Annotated in this window: 15 protein-coding genes and 1 tRNA gene; 11 read left to right on the top strand and 5 right to left on the bottom strand. The window is 64.4% G+C overall.

The window, feature by feature from the left end:
- Positions 1 to 2 precede the first annotated feature (2 nt).
- From putA to ACT7B3_RS11960, 5 genes are all read right to left on the bottom strand, one after another.
- Positions 3 to 3194: a bifunctional proline dehydrogenase/L-glutamate gamma-semialdehyde dehydrogenase PutA gene (putA, locus tag ACT7B3_RS11980; protein WP_445158097.1), complete on the bottom strand. Its 3192-nt coding sequence runs from the start codon at positions 3192 to 3194 to the stop codon at positions 3 to 5.
- 172 nt (positions 3195 to 3366) lie between these two features.
- Positions 3367 to 4176, bottom strand: a complete 810-nt coding sequence (locus ACT7B3_RS11975) for a helix-turn-helix domain-containing protein (RefSeq protein WP_444677222.1) — start codon at positions 4174 to 4176, stop codon at positions 3367 to 3369.
- Between the two features lie 61 nt (positions 4177 to 4237).
- Positions 4238 to 4612: a hypothetical protein gene (locus ACT7B3_RS11970; protein ID WP_444677223.1), complete on the bottom strand. Its 375-nt coding sequence runs from the start codon at positions 4610 to 4612 to the stop codon at positions 4238 to 4240.
- 158 nt (positions 4613 to 4770) lie between these two features.
- Positions 4771 to 4844: transfer RNA gene (locus ACT7B3_RS11965), tRNA-Gly, on the bottom strand.
- A gap of 464 nt (positions 4845 to 5308) precedes the next feature.
- On the bottom strand, positions 5309 to 5716 hold the full coding sequence (locus ACT7B3_RS11960) for a CBS domain-containing protein (protein ID WP_444677224.1): 408 nt from the start codon (positions 5714 to 5716) through the stop codon (positions 5309 to 5311).
- Between the two features lie 227 nt (positions 5717 to 5943).
- On the opposite strand from ACT7B3_RS11960, the gene ACT7B3_RS11955 reads away from it, so the two are divergent.
- The 11 genes from ACT7B3_RS11955 to ACT7B3_RS11905 all read left to right on the top strand — a co-directional run bounded on the left by ACT7B3_RS11955 (position 5944) and on the right by ACT7B3_RS11905 (position 18361).
- Positions 5944 to 6462 carry a YqaE/Pmp3 family membrane protein gene (locus tag ACT7B3_RS11955; RefSeq protein WP_445158096.1) on the top strand — a complete coding sequence of 173 codons (519 nt, stop codon included), beginning with the start codon at positions 5944 to 5946 and terminating at the stop codon, positions 6460 to 6462.
- Positions 6463 to 6978: 516 nt separating this feature from the next.
- Positions 6979 to 8493 (top strand): glycerol kinase GlpK, encoded by a 1515-nt coding sequence (gene glpK, locus ACT7B3_RS11950; RefSeq protein ID WP_444677227.1) that lies wholly within the window; start codon positions 6979 to 6981, stop codon positions 8491 to 8493.
- A gap of 85 nt (positions 8494 to 8578) precedes the next feature.
- On the top strand, positions 8579 to 9667 hold the full coding sequence (locus ACT7B3_RS11945) for an ABC transporter ATP-binding protein (RefSeq protein ID WP_445158095.1): 1089 nt from the start codon (positions 8579 to 8581) through the stop codon (positions 9665 to 9667).
- Positions 9667 to 10764, top strand: a complete 1098-nt coding sequence (locus ACT7B3_RS11940) for an ABC transporter ATP-binding protein (protein ID WP_445158094.1) — start codon at positions 9667 to 9669, stop codon at positions 10762 to 10764. The genes ACT7B3_RS11945 and ACT7B3_RS11940 overlap by 1 nt, the downstream gene beginning before the upstream one ends.
- The gene (locus tag ACT7B3_RS11935) at positions 10761 to 11645 is read left to right on the top strand and encodes a carbohydrate ABC transporter permease (protein ID WP_444677229.1); all 885 of its coding nucleotides are present in this window, start codon (positions 10761 to 10763) and stop codon (positions 11643 to 11645) included. Before ACT7B3_RS11940 ends, ACT7B3_RS11935 begins: the two co-directional genes overlap by 4 nt.
- 1 nt (position 11646) lies before the next feature.
- Positions 11647 to 12540: a carbohydrate ABC transporter permease gene (locus tag ACT7B3_RS11930; protein ID WP_444677230.1), complete on the top strand. Its 894-nt coding sequence runs from the start codon at positions 11647 to 11649 to the stop codon at positions 12538 to 12540.
- 16 nt (positions 12541 to 12556) lie between these two features.
- Positions 12557 to 12829 carry a DUF2160 domain-containing protein gene (locus ACT7B3_RS11925; RefSeq protein ID WP_444677231.1) on the top strand — a complete coding sequence of 91 codons (273 nt, stop codon included), beginning with the start codon at positions 12557 to 12559 and terminating at the stop codon, positions 12827 to 12829.
- Positions 12830 to 12909: 80 nt separating this feature from the next.
- Positions 12910 to 14646 carry an ABC transporter substrate-binding protein gene (locus tag ACT7B3_RS11920; RefSeq protein ID WP_444677232.1) on the top strand — a complete coding sequence of 579 codons (1737 nt, stop codon included), beginning with the start codon at positions 12910 to 12912 and terminating at the stop codon, positions 14644 to 14646.
- Positions 14647 to 14787: 141 nt separating this feature from the next.
- Positions 14788 to 16452, top strand: a complete 1665-nt coding sequence (locus ACT7B3_RS11915; RefSeq protein ID WP_445158093.1) for an FAD-dependent oxidoreductase — start codon at positions 14788 to 14790, stop codon at positions 16450 to 16452.
- A 78-nt stretch (positions 16453 to 16530) separates the two neighbouring features.
- Positions 16531 to 17400 carry an EamA family transporter gene (locus ACT7B3_RS11910; RefSeq protein WP_445158092.1) on the top strand — a complete coding sequence of 290 codons (870 nt, stop codon included), beginning with the start codon at positions 16531 to 16533 and terminating at the stop codon, positions 17398 to 17400.
- Between the two features lie 64 nt (positions 17401 to 17464).
- Complete coding sequence (locus ACT7B3_RS11905; protein ID WP_445158091.1) at positions 17465 to 18361, top strand: NAD(+) kinase; 897 nt, start codon at positions 17465 to 17467, stop codon at positions 18359 to 18361.
- Positions 18362 to 18368: the final 7 nt, after the last annotated feature.

Below are 18368 nucleotides of genomic sequence, written 5' to 3'. Positions count from 1 at the left end.
GATCACTCGTCTCCCAGCGCAAGCAGTGATGCATTGCCGCCCAGCGCGGCGGTATTGACCGTGACGGTCTTTTCGGTAGCGAAACGCAGCAGGTAGTGCGGCCCGCCAGCCTTGGGTCCGGTACCGGACAGGCCCAGCCCGCCGAAGGGCTGCACGCCTACAACGGCGCCGATGATATTCCGGTTGATGTACACATTGCCAACGCGAATCCTCTGCGCAACCAGCTGGGCAAAGGACTCATTGCGGCTGTGTACGCCAAAGGTCAGCCCGTACCCCTTGGCGTTGATCGACTCCAGCACGCTCTCGATCTCGCTGGCCTTGTAGCGCACCACGTGCAGCACGGGGCCGAACTGCTCACGCTCCAGGGCGTCGATGGCATCAATGCGGAAGGCCACCGGCGGCACGAAGCTGCCGTGGGCGGTGTGGGCGGGGTCCAGGCGCGTCTCGGCCAACAGGCGCCCCTCGCCCTTGAGGCGTTCAATATGCGCCAGCAGGCCGGCGCGGGCGTCTTCGTCGATCACCGGGCCCACGTCTGTGCCCAGGTCGCGCGGGTCGCCCACGTGCAGTTCGTCCATGGCGCCACGCAGGATCTCGATCACGCGATCGGCCACCTCCTCCTGCAGGTAGAGCACGCGCAGGGCGCTACAGCGCTGGCCGGCGCTCTGGTAGGCCGACTGCACCACATCGGCGACGACCTGCTCCGGCAGGGCGGTGGAGTCGACGATCAGGGCGTTCATGCCGCCTGTTTCGGCGATTAGGGTAGGCAGCGGAGCATTCTCCCGAGCGGCCAGGGCGCGATTGATGATCTGCGCGGTGTCGGTGCCGCCGGTGAAGACCACTCCGGTGATACGCGGGTCGGAGGTGAGCACGCTGCCCACGGTGGGACCATCGCCCGGCAGCAGCTGCACCACGTCACGCGGCATGCCGGCCTCGTACAGTAATTCGATCACGCGGTGAGCCACGATAGAGGTCTGCTCGGCGGGCTTGGCCAGCACGGTGTTGCCGGCCACGGCGGCGGCCACTACCTGGCCGCAGAAGATGGCCACCGGGAAGTTCCACGGACTGATGGCGGCAAACACGCCGCGACCGTTGAGCATCAGGCGGTTGGATTCCCCGGTGGGCCCGGGCAGGGTGATGGCGTCGCCGAACTGCTCCTCGGCGCGCATGGCGTAGTAGCGGCAGAAGTCCACCGCCTCGCGAATCTCGTCGACGCCGTCGGTGAGCAGCTTGCCGCCCTCGCGGGAGCACAGCGCCATCAGTTCGGCCAGGTTCTCCTCCATCAGGTCGCCCAGGCGGCGAAGGATGGCGGCGCGCTCGGCGACCGGGGTGGCTTCCCAACGGGGGAAGGCGGCCCAGGCGGCGTCCAGGGCGCGGGCGGCCTGGTCGCGGCTGGTCCACTGCACGCTGCCGACGCGCTGGCGACGGTCATAGGGGCTGGCTACGTCATGGGTGCTGGCCGGGTCCTTGGGCACGTCGAACGCCAGCAGCGGGGCGGCTTCGTATTGGGTATCCATGAAACGCGCCATGGCCTGCATCAGCGGGTCGTAGTGGCTGCGCACGTTGAGGTTGACGCCTTTCGAGTTGCGCCGCTTTTCGCCGTAGATGGCGTGAGGCAGGGGGATCTTCGGGTTGGCAAAGCTCTTGTACTGGCCAAGCGTCTGGACCGGGTGTATGCACAGGGTCTCCACCGGGACCTTGGGGTCGACCAGCTGATGCACGAACGAGGAGTTGGCGCCGTTTTCGAGCAGGCGACGCACCAGGTAAGGCAGCAGATCCTTGTGCGCGCCCACCGGCGCGTAGATACGGCAGTAGGTACCCTTGGGGGCGCGCTTCAGCGCCGCTTCGTAGAGCGCCTCGCCCATGCCGTGCAGGCGCTGGAATTCGAACGGGCGCACGGCCTCGTTGCCCATCTCGAGAATGGAGCTGATCGTGTGGGCATTGTGCGTTGCGAACTGCGGGAAGATCCGCCCCTGGGTCTGGTCGGAAAGCAGGAAGCGGGCGCAGACCAGGTAGGCCACGTCGGTGCAGGCCTTGCGGGTATAGACCGGATAGCCCTCCACCCCCAGCTGCTGCGACTCCTTGATCTCGCTGTCCCAGTAGGCGCCCTTGACCAAGCGCACGGGAATCTCGTCGCCCTGGCGCTCGGCCAGGCGGTTGAGGTAGTGCAGCGCCGGCAGGGCGCGCTTGGAGTAGGCTTGAACCACTAAGCCGAAGTGTCCCCAGCCCCGGCAGGCCTCGCTTTCGTAGACGGCACGGAACACCTCCAGCGACAGCTCCAGACGGTCGACCTCCTCGGCGTCGATGGTCAAGGCCACATCACGCTTGCGCGCCATGCTGGCCAGCTCCGAGACGCTGCCCACCAGCTCGCGCAAGATCTGCTCGCGGCGGCCGAACTCATAGCGCGGGTGCAGCGCCGACAGCTTGATCGACACGGAAGGTGCCGGCGTGTGCGCGGCAAGCTTGGTGCTGGTCAGGCCGACCCGCTCGATGGCACGCGCATAGTCATCGAAGTAGCGCTTGGCGTCGGCGCGGGTGCGGGCCGCCTCGCCCAGCATGTCGTAGGAGTAGGTGTAACCCTTGTCGAACAGCGGGCGAGAGCGCTTCAGCGCTTCGTCCACATCGCGACCGAGCACGAACTGCTTGCCCATGATCTTCATCGCTTCGTACATGGCGCGACGAATGACCGGTTCGCCCATCCGATTGACCAGGCGGTTGATGAAGCCGGAAGGCTTGCCGTCGCGAGGCTTGTCCAGCGTGACCACGCGGCCGGTCATCAGCAGGCCCCAGGTCGAGGCGTTGACCAGCCAGGAGTCGCTCTGGCCGACATGCGCCTTCCAGTCGGCCGGGCCAAGCTTGTCCTCGATCAGTGCATCGGCGGTGGCGGTATCGGGAATGCGCAGCATGGCCTCGGCCAAGCACATCAGCATCAGCCCTTCATGGGTGTCCAGGCTGTACTGCTGCAGCAGCTCGTCGATGGTGTCGACCGCGGCGTCCATCTCGCGCACTTCACGCACCAGCTCGGCGGTCTTGCCGGCGATGCGGCGGAAATCGCCGGTGCTGGTGCCGAGCACATCAATCAGTTCTTGAACGAAGGTGTTTTCGTCGACGACATAATGCTCGCTGAGGCGAGCGAACAGCGTGTCGAGATCCTGTTGCCAGCTGGCAGCGTCCAGCATGGTGTGGGCATTGAGCATAAGTTGTCCCCTGGTGTCGGCCGGCACGAATGGCAAAGCCACCTCTCGAGCCGCGGCTCGATTTCGGTGTATAGCTTGACTTTAGGGGGAGGCCGCTCGGGCTGCTTGCCAAAAACCCGGATAGATTTGTCGATTTCGCGGCTATGCGCCGCCCCAGGCTTGCAATTGCGACTTAAGTCGTATGACGTAGACGGTTTGTCGCCGTGGATCGGCTGCGTTCCAGCGTGGCCTGCCGCAGCTGGCTGGGCGGGCAGCCGAACAGGTTGCGAAACGCATGGGAGAGCGCGCTCTGATGGGCAAAGCCGGTGCTCACGGCGATCTGCGACAGCGGCAGGCGGCTCTCCTCTAGCAGGCGGCGCGCGGCTTCGAGGCGGCGGCGGCGAACGTATTGCCAGGGCGAGAGTCCGGTCTGGTCGCGAAAGCGGGAGCGGAAATGGGCTTCGCTGAGGCAGGCCTGCTGGGCCAGGTCGGCCACACTGAGCGGGCTGGCAAGATGCTGGTCGATGTAGCGATCGAGCTTGCCCAGGTCGAGCCGGCGCGGGGCCAGCGCTTCCGTGCCGCCCAGGCGGGCGTGCAGGCAGCCCAGGAAGGTGGCGGCCAGTCGGTCACTGTGCGCGGCGCTCAAGCCTTGCAGTGACGCAGCCTGCTCGAGCAGCAGGAAGTCCAGGTAGCGCTTGAGTGGCAGGTCCAGAGAGAAGAAGCGGGGCGCGTCGAACAGTCGGGAAAGTTCGTGGTGGTGGCCTGTCAGGGAGGGTGCATCGGCTGGCAGGTCGAGGATTAGCTGACGGTTCTCGCCCTGGCCCACGTAATAGTGCACATGATTGGAAGGCACGATACAGCCGGAAAAGGCCGAAATAGCCCCGCCAAGCCCCTCGATCTCGAACTCTGCCCGCCCCTGCAGGCCAATCACGATCTGGTGGAAATCGTGGGCGTGGTGCTGGGTGGCTGTGTCGAGGGGAATCTGGCGAATCACGCTGGGCATGGGAGTCTCCCGCCGGGTATCTACCTTGTTACAGCATACCATAGCTGGGTATGGGCCACGGTTATTCGCGGTTGCGCTGCTGCTCCCTGAGCCGATGGTGGGCCAGCAGATGGGTGCGCAGGGCGGCCAGCTCCTCCCGCCCGGTGCGGTCGAGCAGCGGCTTGCCGTAGGGAACCTGCCAGGGCCGGCCATGATCATGCATAAGCTGCTGGGCGCGCCGCCGAACCCCGTCGAGGTAGTCGTCATGGCGAATGGGATAATGGATGATGGCGTTCCACTCGTTTTCGCTGACCTGGCCGGCCAGTGCCTTGTCGAACAGAGCCAGCAGCTGCTCCGGTTCGGTGCGGTAGCGAGGAGTGCGCGAGAACAGCAAGATCAGCACCATGCTGCCGATCACCAGCAGACAGACGGCGAAGATGAGAAGAAACAGAGCCATGTAAGATCCGGATAGAGGCCGGGTCGCCGGCGTGGGCCAGACTGGCGTGCGGTCAGGCAGTCTACCCAGCGTCGAGCGGCCTCGGCAAGTCGCGTGGCAGCAAGCTAACGTGGGGTTGACAGACCAAGGAGCTGGAGCGGAGGAGGTTTTACGCGGCATGGAGCGGGTGAAGGGAATCGAACCCTCGTCTTAAGCTTGGGAAGCTTCTGCTCTACCATTGAGCTACACCCGCAGCGCATGCCCATGGTAATTCTCCTGGTCGGGCCTTTCAAGCGCGTACCGCGCTGTTTGGGCTTTTTTCAAGCAGCTGATTTGGAAAGAGTAAGTGCTGACGGTGGGATGGTCCTGGGGAAAGCCCATGAGCGTGGAGTGGCTCCGGGCAGCTGCGCCCGTCTCCTGACAGGTGCCGCTCGGCTCATCGTTGCATGAAGCGGCGTTGACAGGGCAAAAAAAACTGTCGTTCCCGGAGAACTTTCCTGCTTGCCGCTGTCTGATCAGGTACAGGCAACAAGCGATGGCAGTCGCTAACACTGTTGCTCTGGCTCGCAGTTTCGATCTTGCCGCCCATGCCCTTGCATGTGGCGGCTTTCTTTTGTGCTCGCTTGTGTGTGGCCTGTGTTTTCATGACATTGGCAGGGTCAGAACGGCAAGACACCCGGCGCAGGCTGGGTGTCTTCAATGGGAGCCGGCAATGCTTCAGCGATTGCGCATGCGCAGCAGGGCGATAAGCACATCGCGGCGGGTGACGATGCCGATCAGTTTCTCCTGCTCGACCACTGGAAACACCTTGGGCTTTTGCCCCAGCATTTCCTGGGCCAGGTCGGTGATGCTCTTGTTAGGTGACACGGACAGCACCTCGTGGCGCATTAAATCCTTGACCAGCGGGGGCTCGTCATTGAGATAGGCGCTTTGCAGGATCTTGCCGATCACGTCCTGTTCGGAGATGAAGCCGATCAGGCGGTCGCGCTGGTCAACCACAGGAACGCCGGGCAGGCGGTGCAGCGCCAGGCCTTCGGCAAGTGTGCAGACCGAGGTTTCTGCGGTGACGCGATAGCAGTCCCGAGACATGATTTCGCGGACGACGGTAGGGGCCTTGTCGATCATGGCGCATCTCCAGGTCGGGTGGCACTTGTCATTCTTGCTCACAGCATAGTCGAGGCAGGAAGGCGCTCATGCTGGCCAGACGACACTTAATTAACGCTTCGCAATGCGCCGGCTCAGGCATGCCATGCGGCTGGGGCATGTTCAGGGAACATGCGCCGGGGGCGACGCTCAAAGAAGGTGGCTCCGCTCTGTGGGGTGCAGACCACCATTCCTGCAAGGAGAACGATATGGATGCGCGAGAGTACCTGGCCAGAAAGGGGCTGGACGGCCGGCGCGATGAAGAAAGACCCAATACCTTGGAAGAGAAGGCGTGGGAGCGGGCCAGAGAAGCGGGCGCCCACCAGCCGCGTGCCGGAACTCCTTACGACTGGGAGGAGTGGACGCGCTATCACGAGGAGCTGACGGAAGGGGCGGACGCGATCCAGCAGAAGATCGTTGCTGAAGCACATCGCCGCGCTGCGCGAGACGAGCACCGCACCGTCACGGTAGTGGATGCCGCACAGGTGGCGCCGGCTCGCCAGCGACAACCAACGTGCGAGGCAGTGACGCCCCCTGAGAAGCGGCAGGAGTCGCCGGCCATGGTGCTGGCGCTCAAGGCGCTGGCGGTCCTGATGCCCCCCTTGGCCGTGGGGCTGACCGAGGGCGGGCGGCGGCGGGTCACGGTCAGCTGCCTATTGACCCTGCTGGGCTGGGTGCCCGGTATCCTGCATGCCTGGGCCTGGCTCAGGTCACGCGGCGCGACTTGAACGCGCCCTTTCCCTCCTTTTACCTCTTCGCTCTCTCTTTGCTTTAGCCTCAGACTCCTGCTCCGCGCCGGCTCTCTTTCGTTCTGTTGCCTGCCTTTCCTTACTTATCCATTTTTCTTCCTGTGCGTGCATGCCGCTCCATCCGCTGCTTTTCACTCGAGATTCTCGCTGCTGAGCCTGGGCGTAGAGCAGGTGGTCGGGGGTGATCTCTCGCCGTCAAGGCGCTTTCGATTCTGTTTATGTTCGCTTGCGAACAGGTTTTGCGCCGGATGTGAGTTTTCTTTACGTTCAGAGTTTGTTTTCAACAAGGTTTTTTATTTAAAAACAATCTATTGCTGCTTTTTCCCACGAGGATATAGACGAAAGTCTAGGTGTTGAAGTGTTGGTGCACCGTTGCTGCTGCCAGGGCGTTGGGCTAGTCTCACTATCGGAAACGAACATAAGACGTTAAGGATGATTGAAAGCGAACATTTCGCTCTTGATGAGAATCGTGATAACAACAACAGGATAAGGCGTATGTCTTCCTACCTTCTCGCCATCGACCAGGGCACGACCAGTACACGCGCCATTGTCTTCGATCGCACCTTCACGCCGGTAGCCATTGCACAGCAGGAGTTGGCCCAGTCCTATCCGGCCGATGGCTGGGTGGAGCATGACCCGGAGGCGATCTGGCACTCCGTCCTGACCACCAGCCAGGAAGCGCTGCGCCGCAGTGGCATCACGGCGGACCAGCTGGCGGGCATCGGCATCACCAACCAGCGCGAAACCACCGTGGTATGGGATCGCCTCACCGGCGAACCGGTGCATCCCGCCATCGTTTGGCAGGACCGCCGCACCACCGGCCTGTGTGAAGCGTTGCGCCAGGCGGGCCACGACCAGGACGTGCAGGCGCGCACCGGCCTGCTGACCGACCCCTATTTCTCCGCCACCAAGCTTGGGTGGATCCTCGACAACGTGCGCGGCGCCCGCTCGCGGGCGGCACGCGGCGAGCTGGCCTTCGGCACCATCGACAGCTTCCTGGTGTGGCGCCTCACCGGCGGCCAACGTCACCTGACCGATGCCACCAACGCCTCCCGTACTCTGCTGTTCAACATCCACACGCAGCAGTGGGATGCCAATTTGCTCTCGCTGTTCGACATTCCCGCCTCGCTGCTGCCCGAGGTGCTCGACTCCAGCGACGATTTCGGCGCAACCGACCCCGCCCTGTTCGGCCATGCGGTGCCCATCACCGGCGTCGCGGGCGACCAGCATGCTGCCCTGGTGGGGCAGGCATGCTTCGAACCGGGCATGGCCAAAAGCACCTATGGGACCGGCTGCTTCATGATGCTCAATACCGGCGATCAGGCCGTGGCCTCCCAGAACCGTCTGTTGACGACGCTGGCCTATCGCCTGAATGGCAAGCCCACCTATGCGATGGAAGGTAGCATCTTCATTGCCGGGGCTGCGGTGCAGTGGCTGCGCGACGGCCTGAAGCTGTTCGCAGACGCCGCCGAAACCGAGCAGCTTGCCGACCAAACCCGAGCGGGCCACAGCGTCTACCTGGTGCCGGCCTTCACCGGGCTGGGGGCGCCCCACTGGGACCCGCGGGCGCGCGGCGCCATCTTCGGCCTGACTCGCGACACCGGCATTGCCGAGATCGTCGCCGCCGGCCTGCAGTCGGTGTGCTTCCAGTCGCGCGACCTGCATCGCTGCATGGAACAGGACGTGGGCTATCGCCACGGCCGCCTGAGGGTGGACGGCGGCATGGTTGCCAACGGCTGGTTGATGCAGTTCCTGGCCGACATGCTCGGGCAGGAGGTCGATCGCCCCGAGATTCTCGAAACTACCGCCCTCGGTGCCGCCTATCTGGCCGCACTGGGGGTTGGCTGGCATTGCTCGCTGGATGAGCTGGCCAAACTCTGGCGCTGCGAGCGCACCTTCGTGCCGGCCATGCAGGCGGTGGAGCGCGAGTCGCTCTACGACGGCTGGCAGAGTGCCGTCAGGCGGGTGAGAAGCGACCTGGCGGCCGTTTCCGCCGCCGCGCCGGCCTGACCACTGCCATTGCGGCAGACCTCGCTACCATCCCGTCAGGGGGGTGGTCCTCGTATGACATAACAACGATGACAACGAGTTCAGCATGTCTCTGATACTTGAAAACATCGACCATATGGTCAATGGAGCGACGCACATCGAGGGGGTCAACCTCGAGCTGGCGCCCGGCTCCTTCAACGTGCTGCTGGGGCGTACCCTGGCCGGCAAGACGACGCTGATGCGGATCATGGCCGGCCTGGAGACGCCCACCCGCGGCAGGGTGCTGATGCACGGTGAGGACGTGACGCGCAAGTCGGTGCGCAAGCGCAACGTCTCGATGGTCTACCAGCAGTTTATCAACTACCCAAGCCTGACGGTCTTCGACAACATCGCCTCGCCGCTCAAGCTGGCCCGGGTGCCGCGCGATGAGATCCGCGAGCGGGTCCACGACACGGCCCGCATGCTGCACATCGAACACCTGCTCGGGCGCTATCCGTCGGAGCTCTCCGGCGGCCAGCAGCAGCGCACCGCCATGGGCCGGGCGCTGGTGAAGGACGCCGACCTGATCCTGTTCGACGAGCCGCTGGTCAACCTCGACTACAAGCTGCGCGAGGAGTTCCGCGAGGAGCTGCGCGAGCTGTTCAAGACGCGCAACTGCATCGCCGTGTATGCCACCACCGAGCCCAACGAGGCGCTGGCGCTGGGCGGCTATACCGCGGTATTGCACCAGGGGCGCCTGCTGCAATATGGCCCCACCGAGGATGTCTATCACCGCCCGCGCGATGTGCTGACCGCCGAAATGTTCTCGGAGCCGCCGATCAATGTGGTGCCCGCGATCGTCTCGGGCACCGAGGTGACCTTCGATCGCAACGTGCACTTTCCGCTGAATCGTGACCTGGCAGGCCTGTCGCCGGGGCAGTACCAGTTCGGCGTGCGGGCATCGCACATCGGCCTCGAGCGCCAGGCGGAGGACGACCTCGAGCTCGAGGTGAAGGTCGACATCGCCGAGATCAGCGGTTCCGAAACCTTCCTGCACGTTCATAACGACCTGTTCCAGCTGGTGCTGCACCTGACGGGGGTGCATGAGTTCGGCGTCGACCAGCGCATCAAGGTCTATTTCCCGACCCACAAGATCTATGCCTTCGACCGGCATGGCGACGTCGTGCACATTCCCGCACGGCCAGGAGTGCACTGATGGCCCAGATCACCCTCAAGGCGTTGGCGCACAGCTATTCGCCCAATCCCGCCGGCCCCGAGGACTACGCCATCCGCGAAATGGAGCATGTCTGGCAGCAGGGCGGTGCCTATGCGCTGCTCGGGCCGTCCGGCTGCGGCAAGTCGACGCTGCTCAATATCATCTCCGGGCTGCTGGTGCCCTCCAACGGCCAGGTATTGTTCGATGATCGGCTCGTCAATGAGCTGCCGCCAGAAGAGCGCAACATCGCCCAGGTGTTCCAGTTCCCGGTGGTGTACGACACCATGACGGTATTCGACAACCTGGCCTTTCCCCTGCGCAACGTGGGCACGCCCGAGACCAAGGTGCGTGAGCGCGTAGCAGAGGTGGCCGAGATCCTCGACCTCAGTTCACTGCTCAAGCGCAAGGCGCGCAACCTCACCGCCGACGAAAAGCAGAAGGTCTCCATGGGACGCGGCCTGGTGCGCGACGATGTCTCGGCGATCCTGTTCGACGAACCGCTCACGGTGATCGATCCCCAGCTCAAGTGGAAGCTCAGGCGCAAGCTCAAGGAGATCCACGAGCGCTTCAACATCACCATGATCTACGTGACCCACGACCAGCTCGAGGCGTCGACCTTCGCCGACAAGATCGCGGTGATGTACGAGGGCCAGGTGGTGCAGTTCGGCACCCCGCGTGAGCTGTTCGAGCGGCCCGCCCACACCTTCGTTGGCTACTTCATCGGCAGCCCCGGCATGAACCTGATCGAGGTGGCGCGCACCGAGCGCGGCGTGCGTGCCGGCACCATGGATCTGACGCTGCCGCCCGCTCTGCGCAATGCCATCCACCGCTCCCGCTCGCGCAACATCAAGCTCGGCATCCGCCCGGAATTCGTCGAGGTGCTGCCGGCGCCCGCCGAAGGCACCTATCCGGTGCAGATCGACAGCGTGCAGGATCTCGGTACCTACCGCATCGTCTCCTTCGCCTTCGCCGGCGTGCCGTTTCGGGCGCGCCTGGAGGAGGACATCGCGGTGCCGGAGCGTCAGGCGTTCATCCGCTTTCCCGAGGCGTGGCTGAACCTTTACATCGACGAGTTCCGCGTGGAGGTGGGGCAATGAACAAGGTCTACAACAACCGGGCGTGGTTTTTGATCCTGCCCATGCTGCTGCTGGTGGCGTTCTCGGCCATCATTCCGCTGATGACAGTGGTCAACTACTCGGTGCAGGACGTGTTCGATGCCAACACGCGCTTCTTCACCGGCACCGAGTGGTTCCAGGTGATGCTCAACGATCCTGCCCTGCAGGCGGCGCTGCTGCGTCAGTTCGCCTTCTCGTTCACCATCCTGGCGATCGAGGTGCCACTGGGCATCGGTATCGCACTGCTGATGCCCAAACGCGGCTGGCAGGCCTCCGCGGTGCTGATCCTGATCACGCTGCCGCTGCTGATCCCTTGGAACGTGGTGGGCAGCATCTGGCAGCTCTTCACCCGTGGCGACATCGGCCTGATGGGCGTGGGTATCCGTGAGCTGGGCTATGCCTACAACATCACCCGCAACCCCACCGATGCCTGGGCCACCATCATCCTGATGGACGTGTGGCACTGGACCCCGCTGATCGCCCTGCTGTGCTACAGCGGCCTGCGTTCGATCCCCGATGCCTATTATCAGGCGGCACGCATCGACCGTGCCTCGAAGTGGGCGGTGTTTCGCTATATCCAACTGCCCAAGCTGACCAACGTGCTGGTGATCGGCGTACTGCTGCGCTTCATGCACTCCTTCATGATCTACGCCGAGCCGTTCGTGCTCACCGGCGGTGGCCCCGGCAGTTCCACTACCTTCCTCAGCCAGTCGCTGACCACCATGGCCATCGGCCAGCAGGACCTGGGCCCCTCGGCGGCGTTCTCGCTGATCTACTTCCTCATCATTCTGCTGGTCTGCTGGGTCTTCTACACCGCGATCATGAACAGCCAGAAAGACAACGCCAACCAGGGAGGCGCCTGACATGACTCGCTCCGTACCGACGACACCGGACAGCGTGCGCCAGCAGGCCGCCGAAATGGCCGCCAAGCGCCGCAAGAAGGCCCGATCGACCACCATTCGCTGGCGTCGCCGCACGCTGCTCGGCCTCTACCTTGTGTTCGTGATGCTGCCGATCTACTGGCTGCTCAACCTGTCGTTCCAGACCAACGCGGAGATTCTCGGCAGCTTCTCGTTCTGGCCCCAAAACTTTACCCTGGGCAACTACATCGGCATCTTCAGCGACGCCAACTGGTACATGGGCTACGTCAACTCGCTGGCCTACGTGCTGATGAACATGCTGATCAGCATCTCCGTGGCGCTGCCCGCCGCCTATGCCTTCAGCCGCTTCCGCTTCATCGGCGACAAGCACCTGTTCTTCTGGCTGCTGACCAACCTGATGGCGCCGCCGGCGGTGTTCCTGCTGCCCTATTTCCAGCTCTACTACTCGGTGGGCCTGTTCGATACCCACATCGCCGTGGCGCTGGCGCACTGCCTGTTCAATATCCCGCTGGCAGTGTGGATCCTGGAAGGCTTCATGAGCAGCGTGCCCAAGGAAGTCGACGAGACCGCCTATATCGACGGCTACAGCTTCCCGCGTTTCTTCGTGACCATCTTCCTGCCCATGATCCGCTCGGGCATCGGCGTGACGCTGTTCTTCCTGTTCATGTTCTCGTGGGTCGAGCTGCTGCTCTCCCGCACCCTGACCGCCACCAACGCCCAGCCCATCGCCTCGATCATGACGCGGACCTCGACGGCCTCGGGCATCGACTGGGGCACCCTGGCCGCGGCCGGCGTGCTGACCATCATTCCGGGCATCGTGGTGGTTTACTTCGTTCGCAATCACATCGCCAAGGGCTTCGCCCTGGGCCGGACCTGAAGGGGAGGATACCGCGATGGAATGGATGGTCTGGACTCTGCCCACGGCAATCTTCTTCTCCGTCATCGCCGCGATCCTGCTCGGCATGACGGCCTGGGAACTGGCGTCACCCACGGTGGAACGGCGCGGCTTCCTGCCGATCGCCACCACCCGCGGCGACCGGCTCTTCATCGGTCTGCTTTCCGCGGCCTATATCCACCTGGCCGTGGTCGGCTTCACCGAAATCTCGATTTGGTTTGCCCTGGGGGCTTCCGTCCTCTGGTTGCTGGTGCTGATGCGCTGGGGCTGAACCGGGCTGGGGCTGAACCAAGTAGTGGTAAGGGAAACAACCGCGTCAGGGAAGACGCCGACAATCAAAACGAGGTCAATATGAATAACAAGACGCTCCAACTGACGGCATTGGCGGGCAGCTTGCTGCTGGCATCTGCCGGGCTGCACGCCAACGAGAATGCCCGGGCCATCGCCGAACGCCTGGTCGACACGCACTTCCAGAACTCCACCCTCTCCCGCGAGGAGCAGATTGAGGAGCTGCTGTGGTTTGCGCAGGCCGCCGAACCGTTTCGCGGCATGCAGATCAACACCGTGGCCGAGGGGCTGACCACCCACGTATGGGAACGCGACGTGCTGGCGCCCGCCTTCGAGGAGCTCACCGGCATCCGGGTCACCCACAACATCATCGGCGAGGGTGATGTGGTGGACAACATGCAGACCCAGATGCAGACCGGGCGCAACATCTACGATGGCTACGTCAACGACTCGGACGCCATCGGCACCCACATCCGCTATGGTGCCACCATCAACCTGTCGCAGGCGATGGAGAACGAGTGGGCGGACTACACGCTGCCGACGCTGGATCTCGATGACTTCATCGGCCTGCAGTACACCACCGGGCCGGATGGCAGCATCTACCAGCTGCCGACCCAGCAGTTCGCCAATCTCTACTGGTTCCGCTACGACTGGTTCCAGCGCGAGGACCTGCAGGAGCAGTTCCGCGAGATCTACGGCTACGACCTGGGCGTGCCGACCAACTGGACTGCCTACGAGGACATCGCCGAGTTCTTCACCGAGCATGTGGGTGAAATCGACGGCGTTCGCGTCTATGGCCACATGGACTATGGCCGCCGCGACCCGTCGCTGGGCTGGCGCTTCCACGACTCCTGGCTCTCCATGGCCGGCATGGGCAGCCCCGGCATCCCGTTCGGCAACCCGGTGGACGACTGGGGCATCCGCGTCGACGAAGAGAGCCGCCCGGTCGGTGCCAGCGTCAGCCGCGGCGGCGCCACCAACTCGCCGGCTTCGGTGTTCGCCGTGACCAAGATGGTCGAATGGCTGGACAAGTACGCGCCGCCCGAGGCCCAGGGCATGACCTTCGGCGAGGCCGGGCCGGTGCCGGCACAGGGCAACATCGCCCAGCAGATCTTCTGGTACACCGCCTTCACCGCCGACATGGTCGACCCCAGCGTGGCGGTCACCGACGACCAGGGCAACCCCAAGTGGCGGATGGCGCCGTCGCCCACCGGCCCGTACTGGGAAGAGGGCATGAAGGTCGGCTACCAGGACGTGGGTTCGTGGACCTTCTTCAACTCCACCCCCGAAGAGCGTCGCACTGCTGCCTGGTTGTTCGCCCAGTTCACTACCGCCAAGACCGTGTCGCTGGAGAAGCTGATGGCCGGCCTCACGCCGATTCGGGAATCCGACATCTTCTCCGACCAGATGACCGAGATGGCGCCCAGGCTCGGCGGCCTGGTGGAGTTCTATCGCAGCCCCAACGAGTCCATGTGGACCCCGACCGGCACCAACGTGCCCGACTATCCGCGTATGGCGCCGCTGTGGTGGCAGAACCTGGCGCCGGCCGTCAGCGGTGAGGTCAGTCCCCAGCAGGCCCTCGATAGCCTGGCCGGTGCGCTCGACAACATCATGGCGCGCCTGGCGCGGGCCAACGTGTTCGAGTCCTACCCGCCGGTGCTCAACGAAGAGCGTGACCCTGAATACTGGCTGTCGCAGCCGGGCTCGCCCAAGGCCAAGCTCGACGACGAGATGCCGCAGGGAACCACCGTGCCCTACGACGAGCTGATGGAGGCCTGGATGGCGGCCGGCACACGCTGAACCGCGTCGGCGGCGACCCAGTCGCCGCCGCACGCCCGGCCTGGCCGGGAACAAGGCAAGTGTGACCGGTTGCCCGAACGGGACCCTGGCCCCGCTCGGTCGCACCGAGCGGGGCGCTTTGCATTTTAGGAAGGGCAAGATATGCAATTACGAGACGCTAACCTGCGCAAGCTGCAAGGCCAGAGCTTCGATGTGCTGGTGGTGGGCGGGGGCATCAACGGCGCGTCGTCGGCCGCGGCGCTCAGCGGCAAGGGCGTGAGCGTGGCCCTGATCGACCGCGGCGACTTTGCCGGCAGTACCAGCATGCACTCATCGAACCTGGTGTGGGGCGGTATCAAGTACATGGAGAGCGGCGATTTCGCGCTGGTGCGCAAGCTGTGCCAAAGCCGCAACCACCTGATTCGCAGCTACCCCTCCACGGTCCGGGAGATCCGCTTCCTGACCACGATCAATCGCGGCTTTCGCCACCATCCCCTGGTGCCCTGGGCGGGGGCCTGGCTCTACTGGCTGATGGGCAACGCCTTCACCCGGCGGCCGCATTTCCTCAAGCCTTCTGCCATCAAGGCGCGCGAGCCGGTCATCGACGTCGCATCGGCCCTGGGCGGCTTCGAGTACTCCGATGCCTACCTGTACGACAACGATGCCCGCTTCGTCTTCAACTTCGTGCGCGGTGCGCTGGATTACGGCGGCGTTGCCGCCAACTACGTGGAATACCTTGATGCACGGCGCGAGGGCGACCTGTGGGTCACCCAGGTGCGCGACCGCATGACCGATGCCACCTTCGAGATTCGCTCGCGGGTGCTGATCAATGCCGCCGGCCCCTGGGTCGATGCCCTGAATCAGCGTGCCGGGCAGCACACCCAGCACCAGCATGTATTCTCCAAGGGTATCCATCTCATCGTGCCGCGCCTGACCGACAGCAAGCGCGTGCTGGCCTTCTTCGCCGACGACGGGCGGCCCTTCTTCGTCATTCCAATGGGCCAGCGAACCTGCATCGGCACGACCGACACGCGGGTGGAGCAGCCAGACGTGGAAACCACCGCCGACGATATCCGCTTCGTGCTCGACAACATCAACAAGCGCCTGGCCCTGGCCAAGCCGCTCGGTGAATCCGACATCATCAGCACGCGCTGCGGTGTCAGGCCGCTGGCGGTGAAGGCCGCCCAGGGCGAGGAACGCGACTTCCTCAACCTGTCGCGCAAGCATGCCATCGACCTGGATGCCGACCGCCGTCATCTGAGCATCTTCGGTGGCAAGCTCACTGACTGCCTCAATGTCGGCGAGGAGGTGGTGGAGGTCGTGAAGGGGCTGGGCATTGCCATTCCTTTCCCGACGCAGCGCTGGTACGGCGAGCCCGCTGCCGCCGTGCGCGAGGCGTTCATGCAGCAGGCGCGGCTGATGAACCTCGATGCGCTGACCTCGGCCCAGGCCGCCGAGCCGCTCAGCCAGCGTCTGTGGCGGCGCTACGGCACCCAGGCGCTGGAGATGCTGGAGGTGATACGCCAAGACGTGCGCCAGGCCGAGGTGCTTATTGAAGGCACCGAATACCTGCGCGTCGAGCTGGAGCAGGCGCGGCATCGTGAAATGGTCACCCGCCTCGAGGATTTCCTGCGGCGACGCTCCAAGATCGCCCTGGTGGTACCTGAAAAAAGCATTCGGCAGTCACCGGGGCTGCGCGAGGCCTGCGATATCCTCTTCGGTGACCAGGCAGACCTGCGCCTGGAGGAGTATTTCGCAGCCAGCGGCGAGTCTCATCGCGAGGCCGGCACGGCGGGGCCAGTGTCGTTGGGTGCGCGCCAGGCCTGAGCCTGCGCTCGAGAACGATTGCCGCAGCAGGGGGGGGCAGTATAATGCCGTCAACTTTTCAGATTTCAGGTGTTGACCATGGGGTATTTGATCGGGGTCACGGCGCTGTGGGCCTTCTCGTTCTCGCTGATCGGCGTCTACCTGGCGGGGCAGGTCGACAGCTACTTCGCCGTGCTGGTGCGGGTGGCGCTGGCCACGCTGGTCTTCCTGCCGTTCCTGCGCCCGGCGCTGCTGCGCGGTCGCCAGCGCCTGGCGCTGATGGCGCTGGGGGCGGTGCAGCTTGGCATCATGTACATCTTCTTCTACCAGTCGTTCCTGCTGCTGACAGTGCCGGAGGTACTGCTGTTCACCATCTTCACTCCGTTCTACGTGGCGCTGCTGGACGATGCCCTGTTCAAGCGCTTCACCCCGATCTACCTGGTCACGGCTGCCCTGGCGGTGCTGGGCGCGGCGGTGATCCGCTACGAGGGCATCGCCGGCGAGTTCTGGCTCGGCTTCCTGGTGGTGCAGGGCGCCAACCTCTGCTTCGCCCTGGGCCAGGTGGGCTATCGGCGGCTGTCCGTCACGCTGCCTGACTCGCTGCCGCGCTACAGCGTCTTCGCTTGGTTCTACCTGGGTGCCATGGCCGTGGCGCTGCCGGCCTTCGCGCTGCTCGGCAATGCCGCGGCCCTGCCCACTACCGGTGTGCAGTGGGGCGTGCTCGCCTGGCTCGGTCTGGTGGCTTCGGGCCTGGGCTACTACCTGTGGAACCTCGGCGCGACCCGCGTTGATGCCGGTGCGCTGGCCATCATGAACAACGCCCTGATTCCGGCGGGGCTGGTGGTCAACCTGGTGATCTGGAACCGCGACGCCGACCTGCCCCGGCTGGCGCTGGGCGGGGCGATCATCGTTGCTTCGCTGCTGCTCAACGAGTGGTGGCTGCGCCGCCGGGTGGCTGCCACGGCCTGAGCCAAGTTTGCCCACCCTGCATGCAGCCCCCATAATGATCGGCCACGATCCGTGAGGCCAGGGCATGCATTCCCCGAACAACGCTGCGTTCAAGAACATCGGACTGATCGGCCGCCTGGGCAGTGCCAAGGTGGTCGACACGCTCAAGCGCCTGATGCGTTTTCTCGAGGCCCAGGGCTATCACGTCATCATCGAGGATCGCACCGCCACCGTGCTGCTCGACCACGGGCACCCCGAGGCGAGCCGGCGCACGCTCGGCGAGCTCTGCGACCTGGTGATCGTGGTGGGCGGCGACGGCAGCCTGCTGGGGGCGGCACGCACGCTGTGCCACAGCGGCACCCTGGTGCTCGGGGTCAACCGCGGCCGCCTGGGCTTTCTCACGGACATCTCGCCTGACGAGCTCGAGGAGCGCGTGGGCGAGGTGCTGGCGGGGCGCTACGAGGTCGAGGAGCGCTTCCTGCTCGATGCCGAGCTGTACCGCGACGGCACCCTGGTGGGCAGTGGTGATGCCCTCAACGAAGTGGTGCTGCACCCGGGCAAGGCAGTGCGCATGATCGAATTCGAACTCTTCATCGACGGGCAGTTCGTCTACAGCCAGCGCAGCGACGGCCTGATCATGGCCACGCCCACCGGCTCCACCGCCTATTCGCTCTCCGGCGGCGGCTCCATCATGCACCCCAAGCTCGACGTGATCGAGCTGGTGCCCATGTTCCCCCACACCCTGTCGAGCCGGCCCATCGTCATCGATGCCGCCAGCGAGATCCATGTGCATATCGGCGAGACCAACCAGACCTACCCTCATATCAGCTGCGATGGTCAGACGCGTGCCGTGGCCAAGCCCGATGACGTGCTGGTCGTGAAGCGCAAGCCACAGCGTGTCCAGCTGGTGCATCCGCTGGGCCACAATTTTTACGAAGTCCTGCGCAGCAAGCTGGGCTGGAGCAACCGCCTGGGGGATTGATGTGAGA

Source organism: Halomonas sp. E14, assembly GCF_052568415.1.
The sequence above is the reverse complement of the archived record's forward strand: the minus strand, read 5'-3'. Positions and strand labels throughout refer to the sequence as shown.

Coding starts and splice junctions, on each gene's coding strand:
- putA (WP_445158097.1), bottom strand. CDS start 3,194: ATGCTCAATGCCCACACCATGCTGGACGCTGCCAGCTGGCAACAGGAT.
- ACT7B3_RS11975 (WP_444677222.1), bottom strand. CDS start 4,176: ATGCCCAGCGTGATTCGCCAGATTCCCCTCGACACAGCCACCCAGCAC.
- ACT7B3_RS11970 (WP_444677223.1), bottom strand. CDS start 4,612: ATGGCTCTGTTTCTTCTCATCTTCGCCGTCTGTCTGCTGGTGATCGGC.
- ACT7B3_RS11960 (WP_444677224.1), bottom strand. CDS start 5,716: ATGATCGACAAGGCCCCTACCGTCGTCCGCGAAATCATGTCTCGGGAC.
- ACT7B3_RS11955 (WP_445158096.1), top strand. CDS start 5,944: ATGGATGCGCGAGAGTACCTGGCCAGAAAGGGGCTGGACGGCCGGCGC.
- glpK (WP_444677227.1), top strand. CDS start 6,979: ATGTCTTCCTACCTTCTCGCCATCGACCAGGGCACGACCAGTACACGC.
- ACT7B3_RS11945 (WP_445158095.1), top strand. CDS start 8,579: ATGTCTCTGATACTTGAAAACATCGACCATATGGTCAATGGAGCGACG.
- ACT7B3_RS11940 (WP_445158094.1), top strand. CDS start 9,667: ATGGCCCAGATCACCCTCAAGGCGTTGGCGCACAGCTATTCGCCCAAT.
- ACT7B3_RS11935 (WP_444677229.1), top strand. CDS start 10,761: ATGAACAAGGTCTACAACAACCGGGCGTGGTTTTTGATCCTGCCCATG.
- ACT7B3_RS11930 (WP_444677230.1), top strand. CDS start 11,647: ATGACTCGCTCCGTACCGACGACACCGGACAGCGTGCGCCAGCAGGCC.
- ACT7B3_RS11925 (WP_444677231.1), top strand. CDS start 12,557: ATGGAATGGATGGTCTGGACTCTGCCCACGGCAATCTTCTTCTCCGTC.
- ACT7B3_RS11920 (WP_444677232.1), top strand. CDS start 12,910: ATGAATAACAAGACGCTCCAACTGACGGCATTGGCGGGCAGCTTGCTG.
- ACT7B3_RS11915 (WP_445158093.1), top strand. CDS start 14,788: ATGCAATTACGAGACGCTAACCTGCGCAAGCTGCAAGGCCAGAGCTTC.
- ACT7B3_RS11910 (WP_445158092.1), top strand. CDS start 16,531: ATGGGGTATTTGATCGGGGTCACGGCGCTGTGGGCCTTCTCGTTCTCG.
- ACT7B3_RS11905 (WP_445158091.1), top strand. CDS start 17,465: ATGCATTCCCCGAACAACGCTGCGTTCAAGAACATCGGACTGATCGGC.